Source organism: Psychrobacillus glaciei (assembly GCF_008973485.1).
Taxonomy (GTDB): Bacteria; Bacillota; Bacilli; order Bacillales_A; family Planococcaceae; genus Psychrobacillus; species Psychrobacillus glaciei.
The window spans coordinates 2,712,568-2,739,184 of sequence record NZ_CP031223.1; the positions used below are offsets into that span (position 1 = coordinate 2,712,568).

A 26,617-nucleotide genomic window follows, 5' to 3' on the forward strand; every position below is an offset into this window, starting at 1 on the left:
AAAAACTCCTTTCATTCCTAAACCAACTTTTGTTGATAAGCTTAGAGAAATAAAAATGCCAGGGGTGTAACAATAATAAGCGTTAGCACTGTTCTTAAAAACCAAATCGCTAATATATGACCCATCTTAATAGTTATTTCCGTTGATAGAATACAAGGGATCAATGCCGAAAAGAATAAGATACTCGAAATGGAGAGAGAGCCAATGATAAATCGAGTTTCTATACTAGTTTTAGAACGACTAATGAAGGTAAAAACATATCTATTAAGTTAATTGTTGCAGCTTTTGCAGCAAGAAATGGCTCTGGAATTTGTAGAATCCATGTTAATGGATAAAAAATGTAACCTAAATAATCAAAAACGGGTGTATAATTAGCTAGAATTAGCCCCAATAACCCAATGGACATAATGGAAGGCAAAATACCCATTGCCATTACTAATCCATCTTTAACGTTTACAAATATATTATCTTTCAGTTTTGGAGCATTATATGCAGTATTCATAGCTTGCTCCCAAGCATATTTTAATCGTTTTTCTTTAATAATTTCTTCTGGAAATCCTTCTTCCGTATAATAATCATCGCTCATTTTATTTATTGGCCAAATCCTTACTGTAATAGCCGTCACAACAAATGTAACTAAAAATGTAAGCCAAAAATAGAGATTCCATATATGCATTAAATCTAACGTTTTAGCAACAACAATCATAAAAGTAGCGGATACAGTGGAAAAACCAGTTGCAATAATGATTGCTTCTTTTTTCGTATACTTTCCTTCTTTATAAATTCGATTTGTAATTAATAATCCGATTGAATAGCTGCCAACAAATGAAGCAACTGCATCAATTGCGGATCGTCCAGGTGTTCGCCAAATTGGTCGCATAATCGGTTGCATAAAAATACAGATAAATTCAAGCAGTCCATACCCTACTAATAAAGCTAAAAAAATAGCTCCTATTGGAACAAGAACCCCGATTGGGATAAGTAAACTATAAAACCAATAAGGCCCCATGTCTTCTGCCATTAACCAAGCAGGTCCAACATTAAACAACACAAGAATCGCTGCGATTGCCCCTAATACCTTAAATCCGGATAGCACCATCTCCACTTTACTTTTTCGCCAAGTTTTTGTGTAAAAAGGGTATGCCGCTCCTAACAATACTAGAATAATCGTATAATAAGCATTTGCGGTCCCGGACAACGATCGTAGCCATGTTACGAGATGGTCTAATGGTATGGAGTTTTTATCGTTTATATCAATAGGAATAAAAAACATAAATATTCCTATGGCACTAAAGCAGAAAAACTTCAAAAAGTTTTTGAAAGAGTAAATCTTTTGACTTTCTCCAATGGTCATTTGTTGACTATCCACTGATTCTTGAAAATTACTCATTACATCACCCCATAATAGACAGTTTAAGAACGTTCTTTTATTTTTTACAAAACCTTACTTAGAAACGATTTTGTTCTTTCTTGTTGCGGGTTTTCAAATAATTCTTTAGGGATGTTTTCTTCTACGATATAACCACCATCCATAAACAAAACACGATCTCCAACTTCACGAGCAAAGCCCATCTCATGTGTCACAACCACCATTGTCATTCCCTCAAGAGCTAACTGTTTCATCACTTCTAGCACTTCACCAACCATTTCTGGATCTAAAGCTGATGTCGGCTCATCAAAAAGCATTATTTTGGGTTCCATTGCTAAGGCTCTGGCAATAGCTACTCGCTGTTTTTGTCCACCAGATAAAGAATCTGGATAAGCGTTTGCTTTCTCCTTAAGCCCTACTTTACGAAGAAGTTCTATGCCTCTTTCTTTTGCCTGTTCCGCTGATAACTTTCTTACTCTCATTGGAGCAAGCATAATATTTTCAATCACAGTTTTATGTGGAAATAAATTAAATTGCTGAAATACCATACCAACTTCTGTTCTTACTTTATTAATATCTGTTTTTTTATCTGTTATATCTACACCTTCAATTGCTACATAACCGTCCGTTATAGATTCAAGTAAATTCAGACATCTTAAAAAAGTAGATTTCCCTGATCCAGATGGCCCGATAACCACCACTACTTCCTTCGGCTTAATAGATGCGTTGATATCTTTTAAAACCTCATTACTACCAAACGATTTCTTTAAATTTTTCACTTGAATCATTCTGTTGCCAACCTTCTTTCAAGACGATTTAATAAGAAACTCAAAGAAGTAGTTAACACGAGATAAATAAGCGCAGCTGTAAGATATGGCTCCCACACACGGTAATATTGGCTTGCTAGTGCTCGTCCGTAATACATTAACTCTGGAGTTGCAACGATTGCCGCTAGAGATGATTCCTTAATAAGTACGATGAATTCATTCCCTAAAGGAGGAATCATTCTTTTAAAAGCTTGTGGCAAAATAACATCTTTCATCGATTGGATATGATTCATACCAAGTGAACGCGAAGCTTCCATTTGGCCTTTATCAATTGACTGAATTCCTGCTCTGAAAATTTCTGATATATATGCACCCGCAATTAAGGAAAGTGCAATAATACTAGCTACTATACCGTTTGTATGTCCTATTAACATAGGAACAATACCAAAGTGAATTAATAATATTTGGACAAATAAAGGTGTCCCTCTGAAAAATATAATATAACAATTACATATAAATGAGATGAACTTATTACGCATCATTTTCCCTAAGCCAATTAATAGTCCTAGTACAGTCCCTATTAGTATCCCAACAATCGACAATCCGATTGTTAGTAACGTACCTTTAAGAAAGAAAGGAATATACTCTACTATAATATCTAATCTAAAATCCATTGATGTCCCCCCCATTGGAACCAAAATTGCGTAACTACGCATAGGGAGTTACGCAATTTGAACAAATTTACTACTTTTTCTGTTGTTCTAACAGCGTAGCTACGTCCGGCTCAGCACCAAACCATTTTTCATAAATTTTTGCATACGTACCATTTTCTAATACTTTAGTAACAGCTACATCGAAATCTTTCTTAAGTTCACTGCCTTTTGGAAACATAATCCCATAATACTCTTTCTCAAAACCTTCTTCGTCTTTAATAACTACTAGCTTTTTATCTGGATTGTTTTTTGCATATTCTTCGACTACTGCATTGTCTGCAACAACTGCATCCGCTCCGCCGCTAATCATTTCTAAAATAGCTAGATTATTATTGTCGAATTTCTTAATGTTTTTGTGATTTTTTCCAAGAACACTTTCAACTGCTTCTTGTCCTGTTGTTCCACCAAGAACTGCAACTACCTTGTTGCTTTTTAAGTCTGCAGCACTTTCGATATCACTACCTTCAGGAACTAGAATTTCGTTAGTAGATAAATAATAAGGAACAGAAAAATCATATGTCTGTTCTCGCTCATCATTAATCGTGATCGCACATATACCTAAATCGGAAAGCTTATCTTTTACTTCAACAAATAAAGGGTCCCAACCTACATTTACAAGCTCAATTTCATAACCAGCTTCTTTCGCAACCGCTTTCATAAAGTCTGCGTCAAATCCTGTAATTTCACCTTTATCTAAATAGACAAAAGGTGCATAGTTTGCCTCTGTGGCTACTTTAAGCTTTTTCTTTTCTACACTTGAACCATTACCCTTACCTGCACTAGCATCATCGGTACCACAAGCAGCTAAAATTAGAGAAAAAATCAAAACGATAGTTAGAAAAATATTCTTCTTCATTTAATAGTCCCCTTAGATTTAGTCAATTTTTTAAATCAATTATTCAAGAATAGAAAAGTAATCCTTTTAAAAAGTAGATAAAGGTAAGGAGAGATCTAATACAATATAGATCCCTTGCTTACATTTTTTACACCTTAAGCTTTTGCTTCTTCTTTTTTTAGATCTTTCGGTCCAAATGTAGCTTCACGTTTCCACCATAAAGGAATTTTAATGCTTTCGTCCGTTAACTTCCCTTTACCATTCGCAACGTCTTGTGCAATTTCGTAACCAGCTTGCGCGTGACGAACAACTCCAATTCCAGAGTCTACAGTCATTGCTACTTCCAATCTCATATCTGACTCTGCTGTACCATCTGCTACCATTGTTACGCCTGTGTGAACTGCTTCACCCATCGAGTAGTTTGCTTGGATCGCGATTAAGTCACACATACCGACTGCGTTTAATAGCCCGTTCAACATTGGCCAGTCAGAGATTAAGTCACTACCATCTTTCATGTTTTCAGATTCGAATGTCGGATTCACGATAGAACCTGAGTCTAGATTGTCACGAGAGAACGCAACTGGTCCAGCTAATTCACCCCGGCGAATCATGCCATTTACTTCTAATGCAAATGCTTTACGTTGACCAAAGCCCATATAACAAATACGTGCTGGTAGTGCTTCAATTGGAATATGTTCTTTTGCTAGCTTGATCCAACGTGTTACTAAGTGATCGTCGCTGAATTTCTCTAAGATCATGTCGTCAATTTTTCGTAAGTCTTCGGCTTCTCCAGATAAACAGATCCAACGGAATGGTCCGCGCCCTTCGCAAAATAGTGGACGAATATATTCTGCTACGAAACCTGGAAGACGCTTCGCTTCTTTTGCATCCATTCCTGCATCGATACATTCTTTTCGGTGACTTGTTCCATATTCAAACGAGTGAACACCTAAATCCATGAATTTAATAAGCGCTTTCAATTCACGAATCATTGTTTCGCGACCTTTTTCCAAGTATAGCGTGCGGTCCGTGTCCCGAAGATGTTCTGCTTCTTCTACTGTATATCCAGATGGTAAGTACGAGATTGGGTCATGTCCTGGAGTCATTGATGTAGAAATATCCGGTAACCAGCCTTTTTCTAGCACTTCTTCAAATACATCTGCTGCGTTTCCAACAACTGCAATACCAAGTGGTTTTCCAGCAGCTGCATATTCTTTCGCTTTTGCGATTGCTTCGTCCAGTGAACCTGCTAGCTCATCGATGAATCCTTTGTCAATTCTTCTCTTGATGATTTTCACGTCTGCGTCCACTAAAATCGCTACTCCACCATGCATCGTCATCGCGCGAGTTTGGTTACCACCCATCCCACCTGCTCCTGCAGTTAAAAGAATTTTTCCAACAAGTGAATCGTTATAGTGCAAGCGAGCAATCGCAGAAAGGGTTTCGAATGTTCCTTGGATTACCCCTTGTGTACCGATATATTCCCAAGGTGCCGCAGTATAGTTTGCATAGATCGTTAAGTTTTTATCTTGTAAATCATAGAATGTTGGCCAATCTGCTTTCATAATGTTTGTCGTTGCCATGACAACGGTTGGAGCATATTTATGTGTTTTGAAGATCGCTACCGGCATACCAGATTGAACAACTAGTGTTTCATCATCTTCTAACTCTTTTAATGACTTCACAATTGCGTGGTAAGACTCCCAGTTACGAGCCGCTTTCCCGATACCACCGTAGATGACAAGTTCTTCCGGTTTCTCCGCATTCTCCATATTGTTTTCAAGCATACGTAAAATCGATTCTTGTCTCCATCCTTTACAACGTAACTCGGGTCCTCTTTGTGCTTTTACGGAATATAAAATTTCTGGTGTTGTCATGGTTAGTTCCCCCTAAAAAAATTTAATTGTGTTTTACAGTATTCTATAATGCAAGAGTCGTGCCAATTTTCTTAATTAATAAAAAAATAAACGTTTTATCGCAAATAACTTAACTATAACTAAGTTATTTTAGATTTTCTTTCTATGACTAAATGATTTTCAGTTCCCACATACATGCAATAAAACAGCAAATACCGCAGATAAATTTCGCGAATTATCCGAAAATTAAGCGATAAAGATTAAAAACCTTGAGTTCTATGCTATTTAGATAGGTGCAGATAAATTTTACATGCAGACTCTTCTAAATACTCAGAATCATGCTATACTATTGATAATTTTATAATTGAAAGGAGTAGTTATATCTTGCTTGTTTCTACAATCGGATCAATAGTAAGAAGTTTTGTGGATGGTGTAATTGCTATAAATGAGGAACTTGGAATTCTTTGGTATGACATAAAAGAGGAACTTCCTATAAATGTAACAATTGGAGAATCTATCACTCATTTAATTGACTACAATACGAAGCATTTAATCAATAACGATACATTTCTACTAGAAATAAACGACAAACAGTTTTCAGTTAACGTTAAAGTTTTTTCTGAAGAGCCTACCTATATTTTCTTATGTTTAAAAGAAATTAAAAAAGAATTTACCTCAGCGGAAGAGCGATTATATTGTTTAGAAAAAATAATTGAATCTCTTGATGAAGGAGTCATGATGAGCAACTTTGAAGGAGAAATTACTTTATATAATGATGCGCAGGAAAAAATGGAGGGATTATCAAGTCAAGACATACTTGGTAAACATTTATGGTCCGTTTACAATTATAATCCGCAATACTCTGAGCATCGACATACATTTAAGACTGGAAAGCCAATTTACTCAAGGTATCGTGCACATTCCACCGTTAATGGGATACCTAAATATGTTAACTACAGTACATATCCAATTCAAAAAGACGGAAAAACTATTTCTGTATATTCACTTAGTACAAATGAATCCAAATTGAAAGATCGCCTTCATCAAACAATCGAACTAAAAAGACAGGCAAACATTAAAGGAGAAGAAAAAGCTCATTCAAAGAACGGAACAATTTTTACGTTTAATGATATAAAAGGAAAAAGTCTTGTCCTTTTAGACCTTATCAAGGAAGCTCAAAATGTTTCTATACATAATGCGGATACGTTAATTGTGGGAGAGACAGGCACTGGTAAAGAATTGTTCGCACAAAGTATGCATAATCATAGCCCTAGAGCGGACAAACCTTTTGTCGCCATAAACTGTGCTGCAATTCCTGAAAATTTACTCGAGAGCACTTTGTTTGGAACTGTTAAAGGTGCTTTTACAGGTGCAACAGACCAAATTGGCTTGTTTGAATATGCACAAGATGGAACACTTTTTTTGGATGAAATAAATTCAATGCCGGTTACTTTACAAACAAAATTAATGCGAGTTTTACAAGAGCGGTTAGTTCGAAAAGTAGGTTCTAATGATGTTGCACCTGTAAAGTGTACTGTTATTAGTGCATGCAACGAAGATCCAGAAAAACTAATTGCTGAAAACAAAATGCGTCTTGACTTGTTTTATCGAATTGCCCATACAAGTCTTTATATTCCTCCACTGAGAGAACGGAAAGAAGATGTACATTTTTTCATCAACTATTTCTTAAAATCATTTCAAGCAAAGTTTACTAAAAGAGTTCCAGACCTCTCGAATATACTACAGAAAAGTTTGCTCCAATATTCGTGGCCCGGGAACATTCGAGAGCTAGAGCATCTGATAGAAAACCTAATTATACGAGTACCTGAAAATGCAGATGTTATTGAAGTGGATCATCTTCCATCTTATATGCGAGGAAAAATACTAATGGCGCATACAAATAATTCAGCTGATCAAAGTAATGAAATGCAAAGACCACTGAAAAAAATCTTTAAAAGTTCGGAAAAGCAACTAATTGAAACAACATTAATACAGTCCGACTGGAATGTTTCGCAGGCTGCAAAAAAACTTGGCATCACTCGGCAAAGCTTGCAATATCATATTAAAAAACATGATTTGGAAAAACCTACACCCCTTTAAAGCATCTTTTCTTTTCAATTCTCAAAGTGCTTTGGACGAAACATCAACTACACTATTACCGTTGGAATTTTTATGGATCGTGAAGTGACTGCGTCACTTTACAATTCATTTTTTTCGGTAATCTTGTGGCGGATGTTTGTCCGTAGCCCTGTTGAATTGGGTAGAGAAATTGTACATAAGATTTGGATAATGAGAGAATAAATCCTTTCCTATTCTTTTAAAAGCGGACGAAGATGCAACTTCGTCCGCTCAGCGCTTCTTTATCAACGGATGCTACCTACTTTTTCTAGGTTCCACCAACTCCGTCTAAACACTCTTTATAAGGAACAGTTCATTTTTTTGACCTAATATATTGTCTTTCTTACTTACCCTGTTGATTGAAGCGTCCGCCTGCAGCGGAGATCAACCTATTCATGGTTCACAAATTTATATAGTTATTCTTTAAAATAAAAAATAGCATGGAACTTTTTTATGAAATTCCATGCTATTTTTATTTGGTAAATGATTAAGCTTTCGCTTCTTCTTTTTTTAGATCTTTCGGTCCAAATGTTGCTTCACGTTTCCACCATAATGGAATTTTTATGCTTTCATCCGTTAACTTCCCTTTACCGTTCGCAACATCTTGTGCAATTTCGTAACCTGCTTGCGCGTGGCGAACAACTCCAATTCCAGAGTCTACAGTCATTGCTACTTCTAGTCTCATATCTGATTCCGCGGTTCCGTCCGCTACCATTGTAACGCCCGTATGAACCGCTTCTCCCATTGAATAGTTCGCTTGAATGGCGATCAAATCACACATACCGACTGCGTTTAATAGCCCGTTCAACATTGGCCAGTCAGAGATTAAGTCACTACCGTCTTTCATATTTTCTGATTCGAATGTAGGATTCACGATGGAACCTGAGTCTAGATTGTCACGAGAGAACGCAACTGGTCCAGCTAATTCACCCCGGCGAATCATATCATTTACTTCTAAAGCAAATGCTTTACGTTGACCAAAGCCCATATAACAAATACGTGCTGGTAGTGCTTCAATTGGAATATGTTCTTTTGCCAGCTTGATCCAACGTGTTACTAAGTGATCGTCGCTGAATTTGTCTAAGATCATGTCGTCAATTTTTCGCAAGTCTTCAGCTTCTCCAGATAGACAGATCCAACGGAATGGTCCGCGCCCTTCACAAAATAGCGGACGAATATATTCCGCTACGAAACCTGGAAGACGCTTCGCTTCTTTTGCGTCCATTCCTGCATCGATACATTCTTTTCGGTGACTTGTTCCATATTCAAACGAGTGAACTCCTAAATCCATGAATTTAATAAGCGCTTTCAATTCACGAATCATTGTTTCGCGACCTTTTTCCAAGTATAGTGTTCGGTCCGTGTCTCGAAGATGTTCTGCCTCTTCTACTGTATATCCCGATGGTAAGTACGAGATTGGGTCATGTCCTGGAGTCATCGATGTAGAAATGTCCGGTAACCAACCTTTCTCTAGCACTTCTTCAAATACATCTGCCGCGTTTCCAACAACTGCAATACCAAGTGGTTTACCAGCTGCTGCATATTCATTCGCTTTTGCGATTGCTTCGTCCAGTGAACCTGCTAGCTCATCGATGAATCCTTTGTCAATTCTTCTCTTGATGATTTTCACATCTGCGTCCACTAGAATCGCTACTCCACCATGCATCGTCATCGCGCGAGTTTGGTTGCCACCCATCCCGCCTGCTCCTGCAGTTAAAAGAATTTTTCCAACAAGTGAATCGTTATAGTGCAAGCGAGCAATCGCAGAAAGGGTTTCAAATGTTCCTTGGATTACCCCTTGTGTACCGATATATTCCCAAGGTGCCGCTGTATAGTTTGCATAGATCGTTAAGTTTTTATCTTGTAAATCATAGAATGTTGGCCAATCCGCTTTCATAATGTTTGTCGTAGCCATGACAACAGTAGGTGCATATTTATGAGTCTTGAAAATCGCTACTGGCATACCAGATTGTACGACAAGTGTTTCATCATCTTCTAATTCTTTTAATGATTTTACAATGGCATGGTAAGACTCCCAGTTACGAGCCGCTTTCCCAATACCACCGTAGATGACAAGCTCTTCTGGCTTTTCTGCATTCTCCATATTGTTTTCAAGCATACGTAAAATAGCTTCCTGTCTCCACCCTTTACAACGTAACTCGGGTCCTCTTTGCGCTTTTACGGAATATAAAATTTCTGGTGTTGTCATCATTAGTTCCCCCTAAAAAGATTAAATTGTGTTTTACACTATTCTATTATGCAAGAACCGTGCCAATGTTCTAAATACATTAAAAACAAATTATGTTGTAATCAAAAGTGTTTAATATCAACTGGTTTTAAATTTTTTTGTTTTTTTCTCTCTTAATCCATAACTAGTTACAATCTGATAACAGTGAAAAAACCGCAGATAATTTTTGCTATATTGTAAAAAAGGCATGAATACGAAGAAAAGCTTGATACCTAGTTATAAATTTAGCTTTTTAATCGGTGCAGATAAAATTTTCTCATCAATTCTTCCTATTACATTTTTATAGATTTTTTTACAGAGACAGGTTTCAGAACGGTTTAAAAATTATAAAATATAGCTAATTGGTTGAAGTATTCTGGAGTAGGAGTAATATATGGATAATGTTTTTGAGACAGCACGTTTGCTGTAAAGTATATTTGAAGAGGATAATTTAGAATTTGTGGAACAATTTTGAAGCGATGAAGAGATGCCATTATGTGATGGAGCAACCTCCCATGAAGTATAACTGCATGTTATAGAAGGTTAACGCAAATATTTCGAAGTTAAAATGTTAATTTGCATACGCTGTAAAAGACAAAGAAACGAATGAAGTAATTGGTTCAGCAGGATTTAATATGACAGGTTTAGTAAATGAGGTAGAATTAATTTATCATTTTAGTAAAAAATCTTGGGGAAAGGGCTATGTAACAGAAGCGGCATCTGCTTGTTTGGAACTAGCTAAAAATCATGGCAAAGTAGAGATCGTGACAACTTCAGCAAGTCCTTAGAATACAGACCCATTAATAATTTTAGAGAAGATTGGTTTTATTTTTAAAGGAATGAAATGGTTTGATAATACAGGACAAGAAGAACCTTTTATGAATACAAAATATAATTTTCTTTTGATAAATACAGATCCAATATTCCGGTCTTGCAACTAAAAGTATAGTTCTTAAAAATTGGGTTTCATCATTAATTAGAAAAATACTGCCGGCTATTCGTAATTTATACAAACATGCAGTATTTTTCTATTTACTATACATTTTTATTTATTCTATTTGCTTGTTCCATGACACGCTGAATCAGTCTTTCCACAGTTTCGTTTCTAGCAAGTGCTGAATTTTGACCAGACCAGAGTGACATATAGTCTTTGTTATTTTGATTTGCAGAAGATTTTCGAATCGATTGCGTTAGCACATTTTGAACTGGAAAGCTGGGAATTGACGCTTGATCTTGCATTTCCTTTATAAATTTATTTTTTATCCCCCTTGCCCATTTACCAGAAAATGCTCGAGTTAATGTCGTGTCTTCAACCTTTGAATCGAGGATTGCTTCTTTATGTACTGGGTGTGCTCCGCTTTCTTCGCATGTTAAAAATGCAGTACCCATTTGAACAGCTTTAGCCCCTAAACATAATGCGGCCATTAGTCCCCTTCCATCCATAATTCCTCCAGCTGCAATAACTGGAATGCTTATATTGTCTACAACTTGTGGGATCAAAGACGATAACCCGATTAAACTCTCTTCATGATCACTTATGAAATTACCTCTATGGCCTCCTGCTTCACTACCTTGAACAACTACTGCATCCATTCCAAGTCTTTCAATAGCAACCACCTCTACCACAGTTGTAGCTGTACCAATTGAAATTATATTGTGTTGCTTTAATTTCTTCATCACATCTAATGTTGGAACTCCAAATGTAAATGAACAAATAGGAACTTTTTCCTCCATAATTACTTGTATTTGTTCCATATATGAATGAAAAACACTCTCCAAAGTCGGTAGAATCAGCTTTTCAAATGGGATATTCAATTCCCCATGATAATGCTTTAATAGTTTATTCATCATTTCTACTTCATCTTCTATTAGCTCAAAATAGTTCGGCACAAATAAATTAACACCAAAATTATTCGCTGTTAACTGCTTTACCTCTCTAATCTGTTGACGCAATTGATGCGCGCTCAAATACCCTGCTCCAATCATTCCAAGAGCTCCGTTATTGGAAACAGTAGCTACAAACTTAGAAGTAGTAACTCCTCCTGCCATTGGTGCTTGAATGATGGGAAAATCTAGACCTAAAAGTTCCGTAATCTCATTTTTCAGCATTTATTCTACTCCTTTTCACTTTTAACTACTTTCCACTTTGAATAGTAGTTTCCTTCTAACCCTAAGCCATTTGTTTTTATCCATTCAAATGCTTTCAAGACTAATGGTGAAGCTTTTCCACTGGAAATCTCTTTTTCCGAAACCCAAACTGCTCCAAGAGAATCTTGCCCCTCAAATTGTTCGGGTACTATTAGTCCGCCACTTATTTGCTTTACCAAATAAAATACTGCAACATGGTGGACATCAGTCAAACCTCTCCAATCTGTAGCAAGCATGAATTCGGTAATGCCTATATTCTTTATAATTTCCACATTAAATCCAGTTTCCACTAGAAACTCTCTTTTCAGTGCGACAGCCAAACTTTCTCTGTCCTCCAAACTAACTCTCGGAAGGTCGTAACGATTTATGTATCGGCCTACGTTTTTGTTGATAACAATTAGCTTACCGTTTTGTACACATATAACATACACACTAAATGCACGATGAAAGTCTTTTTATTTTTCCAACCCTTTGTACCAATGGATTGCTTTTTCTTCAATTTCCGTTGCTAATTGTTCTTTTCCATTAATATAAGATTCAACATCGTAAGGAAACTGTTTTGCTAACTTTTCTTTTAATTGTCCATAATCTTTTGCAACCTTGGGATGCTTGCGTAAGTATTCACGAAATGCTAGATGTCGCTTAATTTCAGGACTATTCATTTCATATATATGAACATGATGAGTTCGATTATCTCCGCCTTTTTGAAAATACCTACGCCCGGAAAGTCCATTTTCTCCTTTTGGTTCATAGCCAATTGCAATCATTGCGTCGTTAAATGCATCCATATTATTAATATCCCGAACAACGGGCATTAGATCAATTATCGGTTTTGCACTTAAACCATTCACGGATGTACTTCCAATATGGTGTATCGTTATCATTTCCGAACCAAAAATCTTTTGAAGTTGCTCCGCTTCCTCTTTGAACCTATCCTTCCAATCAGCCGAATAAGAAACTACTTCCACTTTACGCATGTTCATTTTCCACCCTTTGAAGCTTTTCTTTTAACAGTTTTTTATGGGCTTCTGAAAAATGAAGTAAATGAAAATTTTGTTCTCGAATAAGTGAGATAATTCTATTCGCTTCATGCCAAGCTAGGTCAAACATATTTTGATCGATGCTTCCACCTTCTAATGCTTCTTCAAGTTCATCCTCATCCAATAGGATAATCTCTCCCGTAGGTAATACGACAATATCAAGAAATAAATCTTCCCACCACGGCACTTTATTTTCTATTCCTATTTCATCGCAAATATCTATATACCACTGTACTATTTCTTCATTCGAATCAAACATTGTAGTTAGAGCATAATTTTCGCCAACAGGGAAATGCTGCATCCAAGTATACCCATTGTCTACAATACAAATGCTTTGATCGTCATAATGTACCCATAAAGGCTCTGTAACTTGATCTAAATGTAATAGAGTTATAGTTCCCGTAAACTCTTTTGTCTCCACATAAGATTGCACATACTCTCTTTTAATAATTCTTTTCCAATCCGAACGATCTCCATATCTCTTTTTTAACATGCTTCCCCCCCTCGCCTATTCCTACTGGATATCCAAGCCTGTATAAAATCCAACTACAATTGGATACATATCAGGTTCTGTATAATAATTGTGATTATTAACTTGATTCATAGTAAACGTGAATGATTTTTCGCCTTCCATTAATGTAATACCGTATCTAAATCCCTTTTCAGTTTCTTGGTTATCTTCAGGAATGAATTGAATATCTTTAATTTTCTCAAGAAATTCGTCAATTACTACTTTTTCCGAAACAATTTTTTGGTGCCCAGTAGTTCCATCTAAAATAATCATTTGATCAACATCGACAAATTGACCTTTGTAAAGTTGTGTAAGTGTTTTGGATTCTAAAGAGTTACATCCTGTTAAAATCACTATAAGCATATAAACGATAGGTACTTTTGCAAGCTTCAATAAAACACCTCCTGTTTTTTATAGCCCTATATGTAACATAAATTATACCAAATAAAATTTTCTAAATTGTGAATTAATGAAAGAATGCTCGTTTCTTTTACCAAAAGAAAGCTATTTGGTACGAAAATCAGTTACAATATGGAAATATATAAACTCAATAAATATTGAAGTTGACTAGTATTATTTAAGAAGGAGAATTTATTTGAAAGTTCAAGTGTTATTAAAAGGGTATAATTTTTTATTTTTTGGTTTACTTGCCATTTTTATTCCTTTTTTACCTGTTTATTTGGGAGAACAAGGTTTATCAGTCAGTGAAATAGGTCTAATCGTAGGGACGGGTGGCGTTGTGACGTTAATTGCACAACCATTTTGGGGATTCATCAGTGATAAGACTAAAACGATTCGTAAGGTAATGTTACTACTCGTTTGTTTAACATCCGTTTTTGGTTACTTCTTATTTAATGTTAATAGTTTCGTATTTCTTGTTATTTTTGCACTATTAGTTTATTTTTTCTTAATGCCACTTGATCCACTAACAGAAAGCCTTAATTTCACCGTTTCTGAAATGGCTCGTGTCAGCTATGGATCTATTCGAACATATGGGGCACTCGGCTTTGCGGTTTTATCCTTAATTGTTGGTTTTGCTATGGATTATTTCGGTATGAGCAGCGTATCTATTTTATTTGTTTTATTAGGCCTTATTTCGTTTGGCGTTATTTGGTTTATGCCCGAAGTACAGGCCTCATCTAAGCCTGTGACAATGGCAGGTTTTAAACAAGTATTAAACAATAAAGAAATGCTCCTGTTTTTAGCTCTCGTGTTTATTTGTTCGATACCCGCTCGTATGAATGATACATTTTTAGGAATTCATATAAGAGCACTGGGAGGAGATACTTCTTTAGTAGGAATTACTTTCTTCTTATCTGCTACAAGTGAAATTGTTATCTTTGCTTTAAGTTTTTGGTGGCTTCGAAAAGGAAAAGAGCTTGAAATTATAACAATTGCTACTTTTTTCTATTTTGTGCGTTTCATCGCATCCGCTTTTGTAACAAGCCCTATAGCTCTAGCACTTGTGCAACTATTGCAGATGTTTACATTCCCTATTTTTTATACTGCTGCGATTCAATATTTATATCAAATTATGCCAAAAGAATGGCGTGCCACTGGTCAAACGGTTCTTGCACTCTTATTCTTTGGATTATCCAGTATAATCGCCTCTTATGCAGGAGGGTATATTTATAAAGAATTGGGAGGACAAACGTTTTATTTCATTATCTCCATTATGTCTTTTATTGGTGTTTTATTTGGTATCGTATTGACTATTCGTAAACGAAGAATATAGTTTAAAGTACTTAAAAGAGTAACTCCATCCTGTTGTAAGGAGTACACGATTTGAAAATTTCCTATATGGTCTCAAATATAGATACACAAAAGAGTAGCACCAGTAATCGGTGCTACTCCATTTTTTTATTTATTATCCTCGTAGCTCTGCCCCTGCTTGTTCTGCAAGTGCTTTTAACACTTTATTGTGCGCGTTTACTACTTCTTCATCGGTTAGTGTGCGCTCTGGATCGAAGTACGTTAGTGAGAAAGCAACCGATTTTTTCCCTGGCTCCATTTTTTCTCCTTCGTATAAATCGAATAGATGTACACCTTTTAGTAATCTTCCACCAGATAATTGGATGATTGCTTGAAGTTCGCCAGCTGCTTTTTCACTGTCTACTACTAGAGCAATATCTCGAGTTATTGATGGGAATTTAGAAACTGGCGCATAGTATAATGCATCCACTTCTTTATTTAATACTTTTGCTATATTCATTTCCATTACATATGTTTCTTTCAAATCACGCACTTTTTGTTCTGATGGGTGTAATTGTCCGATAAGACCAATTTCCTCACCAGCAAGTTTAATCGAAGCAGTGCGTCCTGGATGTAATCCGTCTACTACAGTCCGTTCAAAAGTAAGTTCATTTGAATGTCCAAGTAGTTCCATTAACCCTTCGACAATTCCTTTTAGTACGAAGAAATCGACTGCTTTTTTCTCGCCTTGCCAGCTGTGATCTACCCATTTACCTGCTATGACTGCGGCTAAATGTTCTTGTTCATGAGGCAAACCTGATTCTGTTTCTCCTAAGAAAACAGATCCTACTTCATAAAGAGCTACTGTATCCGCTTGGCGTGCCGTATTGTATGTTACAGCTTCTAGTAAATGTGGTATTAAACTTTGACGAAGGATGCTTCTTTCTTCGCTCATCGGCATTAATAATTCAGTTACAGGAGCAGTTTCTAATGCGAATTTCTGAGACATTTCTTTTGACGTTAATGAATAAGTGATCGCTTGATAAAGACCTGCACCTTCCAAGTATGCGCGAACTTGACGACGTTTAGCTTGGTAAGATGTTAGTCCACCCGGCTTAGATTCTCCCACTGGTAGGGTCATTGGAATTTCATCATATCCGTACATACGAGCAATTTCTTCCACAATGTCTTCTTCAATTTTAATATCTTGACGGCGAGTCGGGGCTTGAATATATAAGAAACCATTTGCAGCTTGGTAGTCAAATTTTAATCTAGTTAAAATAGAAGTCATATCTTCTAACGATATTTTCATTCCTAAACGATTATTAATAAAATCAGGAGATACTACTACTTCAGCAGGTGTTTTATCTAATTCATCAACTAAAACAGAACCAGCTAATACTTCCCCACCAGCAAGCTCAGCAAGAAGACTTGCCGCACGTTCTGCCGCAAGAACAACTCGATTTGGATCGACTCCTTTTTCAAAACGAGCACTCGCATCACTGCGTAAGTTATGATCTTTTGACGTTTGACGAACGGATCCACTTGCAAAATATGCAGACTCAATAACAACAGTCGTTGTTCCATTATGAACTTCTGAATTAGCTCCACCCATTACACCTGCAATTGCAACTGGTTCTTTGCCATTAGTAATGACTAAGTGATTCGATTTAAGTGTACGTTCTTGATCATCAAGCGTTACTATTTTTTCCCCTTCATTTGCAAGACGAACGACAATTTCCTTTGTTTCTAGTCGATCATAATCGAATGCATGAAGTGGTTGACCGTATTCCATTAAGACATAGTTCGTAACATCGACTACGTTATTATGTGGACGAACACCTGCGGCCATAAGGCGGTGCTGTAACCAAAGTGGCGATTCTTTTACTACCACATTTTTCACAATTTTTGCTACATACATCGGGTTTTCTTTGATTGTATCTACTCGTAGATTTAAGTAATCTGATGCTTTTTCATTACTTTCATTATAAGTTACTTCAGGGTATTTCATATCTTCCGATAAAATAGCTCCAACTTCATAAGCTACCCCAAGCATACTAAGTGCATCGGCGCGGTTAGGAGTTAAGCCAAGTTCAAGAATGGTATCTTCTAATCCAAGTAGTGAAAGTGCACTTTCCCCAGGTGTTGCTGTTTCTGGAAGAACGTAAATACCTTCTGCATATGCTTTAGGAACAAGACGTCCTTCTATCCCTAACTCTTGAAGTGAGCAAATCATTCCGTTCGACTCTTCCCCGCGAAGTTTTGCTTTTTTAATTTTTATACCACCAGGAAGTACTGCTCCTGGACGAGCTACGATTACTTTTTGGCCAACTGCAACGTTTGGAGCTCCACAAATAATTTGTGTTGTTTCTTCCCCAACATCTACTTGGCAAATATTGAGTTTGTCCGCTTCCGGATGCTTCACTTTTTCTTTCACATATCCAACAACTACATTCGTCATTCCTTGAGAGCGATCAATAACTGCATCGACTTCAATACCTGAACGAGTAATTTTTTCACCTAATTCTTTTGGATCAAGTCCTTGTGTATTCACATATTCTGCTAACCATTTCGTAGATACTAACATGTCATTTCCTCCTTACACTTCTGTTCGGTGGAATTGCGATAAGAAACGCACATCATTCGTATAGAAATGACGAATATCTTCCACACCATATTTCAACATTGCAATTCGTTCTGGACCCATACCAAATGCAAAACCAGAAAGTTTTTTCGAATCATATCCAGCCATTTCTAAAACGTTTGGATGAACCATTCCAGCACCTAAAATTTCAATCCAACCTGTTTTCTTACAAACATTACAGCCACTTCCAGCGCATTTGAAGCAAGAAATATCCATTTCAACGGAAGGCTCAGTGAATGGGAAGAAACTTGGACGTAGACGGATTTCACGATCGTCCCCGAACATTTTCTTTGCAAATATAGAAAGTGTTCCTTTTAAATCACTCATGCGAATATTTTCACCAATAACAAGACCTTCAATTTGTGTAAATTGATGTGAATGTGTCGCATCATCATTGTCACGGCGGTAAACTTTCCCTGGGCAAATGATTTTAATCGGCTTACCTTTTTTTGCTTCCATCGTACGTGCTTGAACTGGTGATGTATGTGTACGAAGTAAAATATCTTCCGAAATATAGAAAGAATCCTGCATATCACGAGCTGGATGTCCTTTTGGTAAGTTTAAAGCTTCAAAATTGTAGTAATCTTTTTCCACTTCTGGACCTTCCGCAATTTCATAGCCCATGCTAATGAATAAGTCTTCAATCTCTTCTACTACACGAGTTAAAGGATGATGATTTCCTGTTTTCACCGGACGACCTGGTAAAGTAACGTCAATCGATTCTTTCGCTAATTGTTCTTGGATTGCTTGTTCTTGAAGTAATGTCATGCGTGCTTCTAATACTTCTGTTACCTCTTCACGCACTACATTGACAAGTGCCCCCATTTTCGGACGTTCTTCTGCAGGAAGTTTACCCATTCCTTTTAAAAGATCCGTAATCGGTCCCTTTTTCCCTAAATAAGCAACACGTACATCATTTAATTCTTTGACGTTCGCTGAAGCTTCAATTTTTTGTAACGCTTCTTCTTTTAACTGTTGAAGTTGTGCTTCCATGTTATAAGATCTCTCCTTTTCATTCAAATTCGCCTTGGCGTATTTGCTCCTGCGCAAAGCTCGTCGCAGAAAACAGTGCGTCCAGATTTTGTATCGAGCTCGCCTCGAAAAACTCCTTTACAAAATCTGTGACATCCGCCGGAGGCTGTCTAATTTCAATTAGCATGTTTTTGGCTGATTGAAATTAGACAAATAAAAAAAACCCGCCCCTATAAAAGGGACGAGGACTAATTTCGCGGTACCACCCTGATTATTGCACAAAAATAAGTGCAATCACTCAATTCGACTAACGGCTCTACACCGGCACACCTTTACAGCAATTGCTGGTCCCGGCGGCAGCTAACGGGGTGAACTTCTATATGCATTCTCCATTTACACTTTCAGTCAAGGTGTAAAATCCCTTTTTCGAATCGTCATATATACTTTTCCCGATGACAGCTTTTTATAATTATCAAATTACATTCTATTATACGGAGTTTAATAAATTTCTTCAAGTGTGACTTTTTTTATTTTATGCAATTGGACATAATGTTGCGCATCATAGATATAATGCGTCTTAGTGACCGCCAGGATTTCCGCTCTAGGTGGACGCTTTCCGAGGGGGGAGCGATGAGCCAGCACCGTCGCTTGTGCGCCGTTTGTGCTGTCTCATCTGTCTCCCTGATCCCTTCGGAGTCGCCACCTATCGCTGCAATCCAGCATATTTGCTAACTATTCAGTGTTACTGTTCACTTATTAATCTTAACTATATTATCTAAAGCAAAATCCAATAAATGATTGGACGAGTCAAATCACGGGGAGATTGCCACTACTTTCTCTTATTAAAGCCTTAACTTTGCATTAAATTATATGTCTCCATTGAAAATATTCCGTATGTTGTGCATTATTTATTGGGTGATAATGTCCGGATTAGTAGAGTGGATAACTTTGCGCAATACTATTGAATAGTTAATATGTTTCTTCTGGGGTGGAGCGAAAGGGCGGCGACTCCTACCGGAGGCCAACAGGATGTTGGTCACGAAGGTGTTGCCACACGATGCGGCGCTTCTAGCCTTCGACCCTCTGTGGGCAAATGAGCCTTCACAACGAACGCGTAGCGGCGGTGAAGGCTCATCGCTCACCCGGTGGAAAGCGTCCGACCTGCAGCGGAAATCCCAGCGGCAACTTTCTTACGACGTAATATATCTATACTGCACTGGACATCTTTTACTCCCAATATAGTTGCTCAATTACACGCTATAATGCTAATCCATATAAAAGAATTCCTGTCGCAACTGCAACATTTAATGATTCAGCTTGTCCCAAAAGTGGCACTATTATGTTCTGATCTGTTTTTTCTAACAGTTCCGGATTGATGCCACTTCCTTCATTGCCTACGATTAACGCAAATGAATCGCTTTTTTCGACTTCATTGAATGGAGTAGAGTTTTCAAAAGCAGTGCCGTAAACAGGTACTTGGCGATTTTTTAACTGATCTACCCATGCATGTAAATCCCCTTTTACAACAGGGATATGAAAATGCGAGCCTTGTGCAGATCGTAGTGTTTTTGAATTGTATGCATCGGCAGTTCCTTTCCCAAGAATCACTGCGTCAATCCCTGCAGCATCCGCTGTACGAATCATTGTGCCAATATTTCCTGGGTCTTGAACTGCATCTATTAACAGCAAACGATTCCATTTAGATTGTTCTGTTTCTTCGACAGTTTGTTGCTTACAGTGTGCGAATATACCTTGTGTATGCTCGGTTTCAGCAAGTTCTTTTTTAATGACATCATTTATTTCGACTATATCTACATTATCGACATCCCAATTTTCAGGAACATTGGCACTATCACTTATCATAATCGTTAGCACATTTTCTTTTCGTTTGATCGCTTCTTCTACTAAATGATAACCTTCTATGATGAATTCGCCTGTTTTATCACGTTCTTTGCGAACACTTAATAGTTTTTTCCAATGCTTCACAAGCGCATTTTGTTGGGATTCGATTCGTTTCATTTATATGTAACCGCCTTTTTTATTTAATAGTAACAAATTCATGTATAGCTTGCGAGAGTTTGGGGAACATAATTTCGAGGAGTGATAAAAAATGGACTTTCAAATTCGAGAAGCAATATCAGCTAATATGAAAGGAAATAATCCATCTGAAATTCGAGCTGTAGTAGAAGATGCAATTCAAAGAGGAGAAGAACATTTGCTGCCTGGCCTCGGTGTCTTTTTCGAAAAGTGGTGGAAGAATACGGATGACACTAAGAAAGATGCCGTATTAAATGAACTCGCAACTGCATTTGCACAATAAAAATCATCCGTGAAGAAGTACTTATTCTTCACGGATGATTTTTATTATTCATTATCTTCCATCACATGACGACGTACGTTGACATAATAAATGATATATTGTGCGAAAGATAGAGCTACAATATTTATAATGATTAATAATTGTGAAGTAGGGATTAATAAATGAAAGAGTGCTGAAAAAGGCAGTGACCACGTAAAGAAAGTATAAACTTTTTGCGTTGCTTTTCTTGTTATCATTTGCCATGCTTCATCATCTTCCATGTATTCAAGTGGCTTATTTCCCCAAACCGATAACTTTTTTGATGGATTTTCTTTATTATATTTGGATAACTTAATTGAAAGAATAATTACCATAACAAGAAACACCGGAATTATTAGAAACATAATGCCCCCCTCCAATGCCTCAAGCTGTATAGAATAAGAAAATGATGTCTTGTCATTCACATAATTAGTGGCTGCACCAGTAATAATAATTGCGATTACCATAAATACCATCATAAAACCAATTTGCCATAGTGGATACTGTACACGAAAATCCTTTTTCATCACCATTCCTCCCCTTCTAACCAAAATAGTTCATCCACTTTACACTCCAGAATATAGGCTAGCTTTAAAGAAAGTGTAATAGACGGCGAAAATTCCCCTTTTTCAATAAATCCAATCGTTTGTCTCGTAACCCCAGCTTTCTCTCCAAGCTCTCCTTGCGTATAGCTGAATCTTGCACGTAATTCTTTTACTCGGTTTTTGAGCATGTGTAAACCCTTCTTCCAACATGTTAACTATTATAACCATAATGTAATGTATACTTAACATAATGTCAATTATTATTAACATTATGTTATTAATAATTTGCATTTGTGCAAACTTGCTATTTTTTTCTTACCATTTATAATTACTTTATTGAAATGAAATATCAGTATATAAATATTTGTAAAGAGGAGAAAAAAATGAATACATCCATGGAAAGCACAGTAGTGGCTTTAAAAGAATTTTTAGATGAAGATCAAGTATCAGTCAATCAAACAGTTAGAGAGCTTCATAGTAAAGATGAGTCTTACCATGATGCTAGTCTTCCGGATGTAGTGGTTTTTCCAAAAACAGCTGCTGATGTTAGTAAAATTATGAATGTGGCAAATAATCTTCAAGTACCTGTTGTTCCTTTTGGTAGAGGATCAAGCCTTGAAGGTCATGTAATACCATACGAGAATGGGATTACTATTGATTTTTCATTAATGGACAAAATTTTAGAAGTTCGTGAAAAGGATTTACTTGTAAAAGTGCAACCAGGTGTCACCAGAACTCAATTAAATAAAGAATTAAAGAAATACGGACTTTTCTTTTCAGTAGATCCAGGAGCGGATGCTACATTAGGAGGAATGGCTGCAACAAATGCTAGTGGTACGACAACCGTAAAATATGGTGTAATGCGTGATCAAGTGCGCGATTTAGAGGTAGTTCTAGCAGACGGCACCATTATTCATACAGGGAATTTAGCTGCTAAATCAGCATCTGGTTTTCATTTGAACGGACTTTTTGTAGGTTCTGAAGGAACATTGGGTTGCTTCACAGAACTAACATTAAAAGTTTACGGGATTCCCGAGTTTACAACAGCAGCAAGAGCCGTCTTCCCTACTGTGAAAAATGCTGTAGAAGCTGTTACATCCATTTTACAAGCAGGCATTCCAATTGCTCGGGTTGAATTAGTAGATGAGAGTTCTATTAGACAAGTGAATAAGTTTAGTGGAACAGATTATGCGGATAAACCTACATTATTTTTAGAATTCGATGGCAATGAAGCAGGGCTAAAACAAGATGTTGAATTCACAAAAGAAATAATGCAAGATCACAACTGTGAGGAAATTCAATTTGAAACTGATAACACCGCTCGTACAAAACTATGGGATGCGCGACATAATTTGGCTTATGCCTATATCCACGGTCATGTAGGCAAGAAGATGATGGTAACGGACGTTTGCGTTCCTATTTCAGAGCTAGCCGACGCTGTAATTTTTGCACGAAAAGAACTAGATGCTATTGACCTTCCTGGCGGAATACTTGGTCATGTAGGTGATGGTAACTTCCATGCATTATTAATGATCGATATTAGCAACCCGGAAGAATTAGCTAAAGCTGAAACATTTAATGAAAAAATTGTGCTATATGCACTGGAACGAAACGGGACTTGTACGGGTGAACATGGTGTTGGTGTTGGGAAACAAAAATACCAAGTCGCTGAACATGGTGAGGCATTACAGGTGATGGAAAAGATTAAACTAGCGTTAGATCCAAATAACATTTTAAACCCTAATAAAATTGTACAAATAGAAAAGATGGATAAATAAGTATTTTTTGATCTTTTTTAATATAATAAAGAGTGATTCAGCGTCTCCCGAATCACTCTTCCTATGTAGCGATGAAGTCATCCATCTTGACGAACGACATCGCGTGTAGACTGAAGAAGAATACAGCCTATTTCTATTTCAAGTTGCTAGACAAACCCTGTCATTGCAACCTCTTACTAAACTAATGATTACGCCATCACTGATGCAAGCACTGCTTTTTGCGCATGCAAGCGATTTTCAGCTTGTTGAAAAATATACGAATTAGGTCCATCAATAACAGATGTCGCAACCTCTTCCTCACGGTGTGCTGGTAAGCAATGCAAGAACATATAATCATTTTTAGCATTAGCCACGAGGTCATCATTTATTTGAAATCCTTTAAAGTCTGCTAAACGTTTTGCAGCTTCCTCTTCTTGCCCCATTGAAGTCCAAACATCTGTATATACCACATCAGTATTAACTACTGCCTCTAGCGGATCGTTTGATACAAATAGAGAGCCTCCATTTTCTAGAGCAATCGTTTTTGCTTTTTGAATAATTTCCTCGTCTGCTTCATACCCAACTGGAGTTGCAACCGCTATATGCATACCCATATAAGCTGCTGCAATAACCAATGAGTGCGCAACATTATTTCCATCTCCGATATACGCAATCTTCAAACCAGCCGTATATCCTTTCACTTCATGGATTGTCAAGATATCCGCCAATGCCTGACATGGATGAAATATATCCGTTAATCCATTAATAACAGGGATACTTGCATGTTCTGCAAGTTCTTTCACCATATCATGGGAATTTGCCCGAATCATAATCCCATCTAAATAACCTGACAATACGTTTCCCGTATCATAAACAGACTCTCCACGACCGATTTGTAAATCACGTGCATGCATAAACATACCGTTTCCACCTAATTGCTTCATACCGACCTCAAACGAAATCCTAGTTCGTGTGGAGTGTTTTTCAAAAATCATTCCTAATGTTTTTCCTTCTAATAAGGGAGGACACTTCCCCTCTTTCGTCAACTTTTTCAATTCAACTGCTAGTTGGATTAAATCTTTAACTTCCTCTTTTGAGTAATCTAACAGCGTCAATAAATCTTTCCCTTTTAAACTATCAACAACCTTTAAGTTAACCCACTCCAGCAATTTCATTAATAAAAACTCCTTTATTCGTATATTTATGTAATTCTTATTATAAATATGAATAATAATAAAGTCAATTGAATTTTTATTCATTTTTAAAACTAAAAAAACGTCTTGAAAAGCATTTATTTGCTCTTCAAGACGTTCTGTATTAACCAAATGTAATCTTATTTACTGTATCTCTGTCTAACTTTTTAATTACTTCTATAATCAGCTTTACTGTATTTTCATAGTCATCACGATGTAGAATTCCAGCGTGTGAATGAATATAACGAGTCGCAACTCCAATAGCTAATGCAGGAACTCCATTTAATGAAATATGCATAGATCCTGCATCTGTTCCACCACCTGGAATTGTTTCAAATTGATAAGCAATATTATTTTCTTCAGCAGTATCTACTACCAAATCACGTAATCCTTTATGCGATACCATCGATGCATCGAATAAAATAATTTGTGGACCTGCACCAATCTTACTTGTCGATTCTTTTGGCGTGATTCCAGGAGTATCTCCTGCAATACCTACATCAACCGCAAAACCAATATCTGGTTTTACTTTCACAGTAGAAGTTTTAGCCCCGCGCAAACCAACTTCTTCTTGTACATTACCTACTCCGTAAACAATATTCGGATGTTTTTCGTTCTTTAACCCTTTTAAAACATCAATAGCAATGGCACAACCAATGCGGTTATCCCAAGCCTTTGCTAATAGTAGTTTTTCATTGTTCATTACAGTGAATTCGAAATATGGCACAGCCATATCACCAGGTAATACTCCCCACTCCATTGCCTCTTCTCTTGAAGATGCACCAATATCAATAAACATATCTTTAATATCTACCGGTTTTTTACGTGCTTCTGGTGAAAGAATATGTGGAGGTTTCGAACCAATAACTCCAGTAACTGTACCATTTTTTCGAGTAACGATTGTTACACGTTGAGCAAGCATTACTTGTGACCACCAACCGCCAACTGTTTGAAAACTTAAAAAACCTTTATCGTCGATTTTAGAAATCATAAAACCTACTTCATCTAAATGACCTGCTACCATTATTTTAGGACCGTTTGCATCGCCTACTTTTTCTGCAATTAAACTTCCTAGATTATCATACTCAATTTTATCCGCATGGGGAGCTATGTATCTTTCCATTACTTCACGTGCTTCACGTTCATTTCCTGGAATTCCTTTTGCATCTGTTAAATCTTTTAACATTGTCAATGTTTCATCTAGCTTCGTCATTATTTCGACCTCCTAAATAGTTTCTACGATTTTATTATAAAGTATCATGAAAGTATTTACAAAATATTAATTAAATTCTACTTGGAGTATTTCCTCGCCGTTAATTGGCTGTGAAAACAGTGTTTTTCTATAAGATTTAATTTAATTCAGCAGCGACTGAATAAAGTTAGTAACCTGAACGTTGTCGCTCATAGTTTTTTTCGTTTTTACTAATATACGCAGTTACTAATTCTTCACTCGTAAAACCAAGTAATTTAGCAATTGCACCATATTGAATCCATACTTCTTTATATCTTTCAATTATTGGCTCGTTTAAAAATTGATGAATTGCATTAGAGGTAGAAAGAAAAAGAGCTGTTAAATCCCCTTCTCTTTCTTCCAATGGCCATATCGTTAAGTGTTGGAGATTTTTTTCAATACCAAGGGACAACAAAAAATGAATAGAATCTACATACTCCTCTAAAATAACCTTCTGCTCAGAAGGTCCTTTTTCACTCCAAAACTTAAAACATCTTGTTTCATTTGCTAATTCAGCTAGCTCGACAATTAAAGCTAATCCTTTTTTTATAAAGACATCTTCCACCACTTGTTTGTTTGACTGAATATATTGGTCTAATGCTTGCTGCATTTTAAAAAGTTTTTCTAAATTCATTATTTCCTCCAAAAAATTCATTTTTTT

The 26,617-nt window shown here is 36.6% G+C and carries 21 protein-coding genes, 3 pseudogenes and 1 other annotated feature; of the genes and pseudogenes, 5 read left to right on the forward strand and 19 right to left on the reverse strand.

The features are described 5' to 3' along the window. Window positions 1-41 precede the first annotated feature (41 nt). From PB01_RS12690 to hutU (PB01_RS12710), 5 genes and pseudogenes are all read right to left on the reverse strand, one after another. Window positions 42-1,354, reverse strand: a pseudogene (locus tag PB01_RS12690) (YjiH family protein). Window positions 1,355-1,434: 80 nt separating this feature from the next. After that, window positions 1,435-2,157: an amino acid ABC transporter ATP-binding protein gene (locus PB01_RS12695; RefSeq protein ID WP_151700545.1), complete on the reverse strand. Its 723-nt coding sequence runs from the start codon at window positions 2,155-2,157 to the stop codon at window positions 1,435-1,437. After that, window positions 2,154-2,810 (reverse strand): amino acid ABC transporter permease, encoded by a 657-nt coding sequence (locus tag PB01_RS12700; protein ID WP_151700546.1) that lies wholly within the window; start codon window positions 2,808-2,810, stop codon window positions 2,154-2,156. The genes PB01_RS12695 and PB01_RS12700 overlap by 4 nt, the downstream gene beginning before the upstream one ends. Window positions 2,811-2,880: 70 nt before the next feature. Continuing rightward, entirely contained in the window at window positions 2,881-3,705 is an 825-nt protein-coding gene (locus tag PB01_RS12705) for a basic amino acid ABC transporter substrate-binding protein (RefSeq protein WP_151700547.1), read from the reverse strand. Window positions 3,706-3,839: 134 nt separating this feature from the next. Then, on the reverse strand, window positions 3,840-5,561 hold the full coding sequence (gene hutU, locus PB01_RS12710; protein WP_151700548.1) for an N-tau-methylurocanate hydratase: 1,722 nt from the start codon (window positions 5,559-5,561) through the stop codon (window positions 3,840-3,842). 363 nt (window positions 5,562-5,924) lie between these two features. On the opposite strand from hutU (PB01_RS12710), the gene PB01_RS12715 reads away from it, so the two are divergent. Next, window positions 5,925-7,640, forward strand: a complete 1,716-nt coding sequence (locus PB01_RS12715) for a sigma-54 interaction domain-containing protein (RefSeq protein ID WP_151700549.1) — start codon at window positions 5,925-5,927, stop codon at window positions 7,638-7,640. Between the two features lie 505 nt (window positions 7,641-8,145). Here the strand turns inward: PB01_RS12715 and hutU (PB01_RS12720) are convergent. Next, window positions 8,146-9,867: an N-tau-methylurocanate hydratase gene (hutU, locus tag PB01_RS12720; RefSeq protein ID WP_225986029.1), complete on the reverse strand. Its 1,722-nt coding sequence runs from the start codon at window positions 9,865-9,867 to the stop codon at window positions 8,146-8,148. A 605-nt stretch (window positions 9,868-10,472) separates the two neighbouring features. Here hutU (PB01_RS12720) and PB01_RS12725 point away from each other — a divergent pair. Next, window positions 10,473-10,673: pseudogene (locus PB01_RS12725) on the forward strand (GNAT family N-acetyltransferase); the annotation flags it as partial. A 247-nt stretch (window positions 10,674-10,920) separates the two neighbouring features. Here PB01_RS12725 and PB01_RS12730 read toward each other — a convergent pair. The 5 genes and pseudogenes from PB01_RS12730 to PB01_RS12750 all read right to left on the reverse strand — a co-directional run bounded on the left by PB01_RS12730 (window position 10,921) and on the right by PB01_RS12750 (window position 13,977). Further along, window positions 10,921-11,994 carry an NAD(P)H-dependent flavin oxidoreductase gene (locus tag PB01_RS12730; RefSeq protein WP_151700552.1) on the reverse strand — a complete coding sequence of 358 codons (1,074 nt, stop codon included), beginning with the start codon at window positions 11,992-11,994 and terminating at the stop codon, window positions 10,921-10,923. A 5-nt stretch (window positions 11,995-11,999) separates the two neighbouring features. After that, a pseudogene (locus tag PB01_RS12735) lies at window positions 12,000-12,470 on the reverse strand (NUDIX hydrolase); the annotation flags it as partial. Window positions 12,471-12,488: 18 nt separating this feature from the next. Further along, a complete protein-coding gene (locus tag PB01_RS12740; RefSeq protein WP_151700554.1) occupies window positions 12,489-13,010 on the reverse strand; it encodes a GrpB family protein in 522 nt (173 codons plus the stop codon). Next, on the reverse strand, window positions 13,003-13,566 hold the full coding sequence (locus PB01_RS12745; RefSeq protein ID WP_151700555.1) for a ribonuclease FAU-1 family protein: 564 nt from the start codon (window positions 13,564-13,566) through the stop codon (window positions 13,003-13,005). Before PB01_RS12745 ends, PB01_RS12740 begins: the two co-directional genes overlap by 8 nt. 21 nt (window positions 13,567-13,587) lie before the next feature. Beyond that, window positions 13,588-13,977, reverse strand: coding sequence for a hypothetical protein (locus PB01_RS12750; protein ID WP_151700556.1), 390 nt, complete (start codon window positions 13,975-13,977; stop codon window positions 13,588-13,590). Window positions 13,978-14,179: 202 nt separating this feature from the next. Between PB01_RS12750 and PB01_RS12755 the strand changes: the two genes are divergently transcribed. Further along, window positions 14,180-15,319, forward strand: a complete 1,140-nt coding sequence (locus PB01_RS12755) for an MFS transporter (protein ID WP_151700557.1) — start codon at window positions 14,180-14,182, stop codon at window positions 15,317-15,319. 132 nt (window positions 15,320-15,451) lie between these two features. Here PB01_RS12755 and pheT read toward each other — a convergent pair whose 3' ends face one another. From pheT to PB01_RS12770, 3 genes are all read right to left on the reverse strand, one after another. After that, on the reverse strand, window positions 15,452-17,863 hold the full coding sequence (pheT, locus tag PB01_RS12760) for a phenylalanine--tRNA ligase subunit beta (RefSeq protein ID WP_151700558.1): 2,412 nt from the start codon (window positions 17,861-17,863) through the stop codon (window positions 15,452-15,454). A gap of 12 nt (window positions 17,864-17,875) precedes the next feature. Beyond that, window positions 17,876-18,913: a phenylalanine--tRNA ligase subunit alpha gene (pheS, locus tag PB01_RS12765; protein WP_151700559.1), complete on the reverse strand. Its 1,038-nt coding sequence runs from the start codon at window positions 18,911-18,913 to the stop codon at window positions 17,876-17,878. A gap of 213 nt (window positions 18,914-19,126) precedes the next feature. Further along, window positions 19,127-19,358 (reverse strand) — a binding site (T-box leader). 791 nt (window positions 19,359-20,149) lie between these two features. Beyond that, window positions 20,150-20,911, reverse strand: a complete 762-nt coding sequence (locus PB01_RS12770) for a TrmH family RNA methyltransferase (protein ID WP_151700560.1) — start codon at window positions 20,909-20,911, stop codon at window positions 20,150-20,152. Between the two features lie 91 nt (window positions 20,912-21,002). On the opposite strand from PB01_RS12770, the gene sspI reads away from it, so the two are divergent. Then, window positions 21,003-21,212: a small acid-soluble spore protein SspI gene (gene sspI, locus PB01_RS12775; protein WP_151700561.1), complete on the forward strand. Its 210-nt coding sequence runs from the start codon at window positions 21,003-21,005 to the stop codon at window positions 21,210-21,212. 44 nt (window positions 21,213-21,256) lie between these two features. On the opposite strand, the gene PB01_RS12780 is transcribed toward sspI, so the two are convergent. Together PB01_RS12780 and PB01_RS12785 are read right to left on the reverse strand one after the other, a co-directional pair. Continuing rightward, a complete protein-coding gene (locus tag PB01_RS12780) occupies window positions 21,257-21,757 on the reverse strand; it encodes a hypothetical protein (protein WP_151700562.1) in 501 nt (166 codons plus the stop codon). Continuing rightward, entirely contained in the window at window positions 21,757-21,963 is a 207-nt protein-coding gene (locus PB01_RS12785) for a helix-turn-helix transcriptional regulator (RefSeq protein ID WP_151700563.1), read from the reverse strand. Before PB01_RS12785 ends, PB01_RS12780 begins: the two co-directional genes overlap by 1 nt. 195 nt (window positions 21,964-22,158) lie before the next feature. Here PB01_RS12785 and PB01_RS12790 point away from each other — a divergent pair, with 195 nt between their 5' ends. Further along, window positions 22,159-23,553 carry an FAD-binding oxidoreductase gene (locus tag PB01_RS12790; RefSeq protein WP_151700564.1) on the forward strand — a complete coding sequence of 465 codons (1,395 nt, stop codon included), beginning with the start codon at window positions 22,159-22,161 and terminating at the stop codon, window positions 23,551-23,553. A gap of 188 nt (window positions 23,554-23,741) precedes the next feature. On the opposite strand, the gene argF is transcribed toward PB01_RS12790, so the two are convergent. The 3 genes from argF to PB01_RS12805 all read right to left on the reverse strand — a co-directional run bounded on the left by argF (window position 23,742) and on the right by PB01_RS12805 (window position 26,590). After that, window positions 23,742-24,707: an ornithine carbamoyltransferase gene (gene argF, locus PB01_RS12795; protein WP_151700565.1), complete on the reverse strand. Its 966-nt coding sequence runs from the start codon at window positions 24,705-24,707 to the stop codon at window positions 23,742-23,744. 142 nt (window positions 24,708-24,849) lie between these two features. Then, a complete protein-coding gene (locus PB01_RS12800; protein WP_151700566.1) occupies window positions 24,850-25,938 on the reverse strand; it encodes a M42 family metallopeptidase in 1,089 nt (362 codons plus the stop codon). A gap of 166 nt (window positions 25,939-26,104) precedes the next feature. Beyond that, complete coding sequence (locus PB01_RS12805) at window positions 26,105-26,590, reverse strand: dUTP diphosphatase (protein ID WP_151700567.1); 486 nt, start codon at window positions 26,588-26,590, stop codon at window positions 26,105-26,107. Window positions 26,591-26,617 lie beyond the last annotated feature (27 nt).

Bases quoted from the DNA above. Each gene is read 5' to 3' on its own strand.
- PB01_RS12695 (WP_151700545.1), bottom strand. From the start codon at position 2,157: ATGATTCAAGTGAAAAATTTAAAGAAATCGTTTGGTAGTAATGAGGTT.
- PB01_RS12700 (WP_151700546.1), bottom strand. From the start codon at position 2,810: ATGGATTTTAGATTAGATATTATAGTAGAGTATATTCCTTTCTTTCTT.
- PB01_RS12705 (WP_151700547.1), bottom strand. From the start codon at position 3,705: ATGAAGAAGAATATTTTTCTAACTATCGTTTTGATTTTTTCTCTAATT.
- hutU (WP_151700548.1), bottom strand. From the start codon at position 5,561: ATGACAACACCAGAAATTTTATATTCCGTAAAAGCACAAAGAGGACCC.
- hutU (WP_225986029.1), bottom strand. From the start codon at position 9,867: ATGACAACACCAGAAATTTTATATTCCGTAAAAGCGCAAAGAGGACCC.
- PB01_RS12730 (WP_151700552.1), bottom strand. From the start codon at position 11,994: ATGCTGAAAAATGAGATTACGGAACTTTTAGGTCTAGATTTTCCCATC.
- PB01_RS12740 (WP_151700554.1), bottom strand. From the start codon at position 13,010: ATGCGTAAAGTGGAAGTAGTTTCTTATTCGGCTGATTGGAAGGATAGG.
- PB01_RS12745 (WP_151700555.1), bottom strand. From the start codon at position 13,566: ATGTTAAAAAAGAGATATGGAGATCGTTCGGATTGGAAAAGAATTATT.
- pheT (WP_151700558.1), bottom strand. From the start codon at position 17,863: ATGTTAGTATCTACGAAATGGTTAGCAGAATATGTGAATACACAAGGA.
- pheS (WP_151700559.1), bottom strand. From the start codon at position 18,913: ATGGAAGCACAACTTCAACAGTTAAAAGAAGAAGCGTTACAAAAAATT.
- PB01_RS12770 (WP_151700560.1), bottom strand. From the start codon at position 20,911: ATGAAACGAATCGAATCCCAACAAAATGCGCTTGTGAAGCATTGGAAA.
- sspI (WP_151700561.1), top strand. From the start codon at position 21,003: ATGGACTTTCAAATTCGAGAAGCAATATCAGCTAATATGAAAGGAAAT.
- PB01_RS12780 (WP_151700562.1), bottom strand. From the start codon at position 21,757: ATGAAAAAGGATTTTCGTGTACAGTATCCACTATGGCAAATTGGTTTT.
- PB01_RS12785 (WP_151700563.1), bottom strand. From the start codon at position 21,963: ATGCTCAAAAACCGAGTAAAAGAATTACGTGCAAGATTCAGCTATACG.
- PB01_RS12790 (WP_151700564.1), top strand. From the start codon at position 22,159: ATGAATACATCCATGGAAAGCACAGTAGTGGCTTTAAAAGAATTTTTA.
- argF (WP_151700565.1), bottom strand. From the start codon at position 24,707: ATGAAATTGCTGGAGTGGGTTAACTTAAAGGTTGTTGATAGTTTAAAA.
- PB01_RS12800 (WP_151700566.1), bottom strand. From the start codon at position 25,938: ATGACGAAGCTAGATGAAACATTGACAATGTTAAAAGATTTAACAGAT.
- PB01_RS12805 (WP_151700567.1), bottom strand. From the start codon at position 26,590: ATGAATTTAGAAAAACTTTTTAAAATGCAGCAAGCATTAGACCAATAT.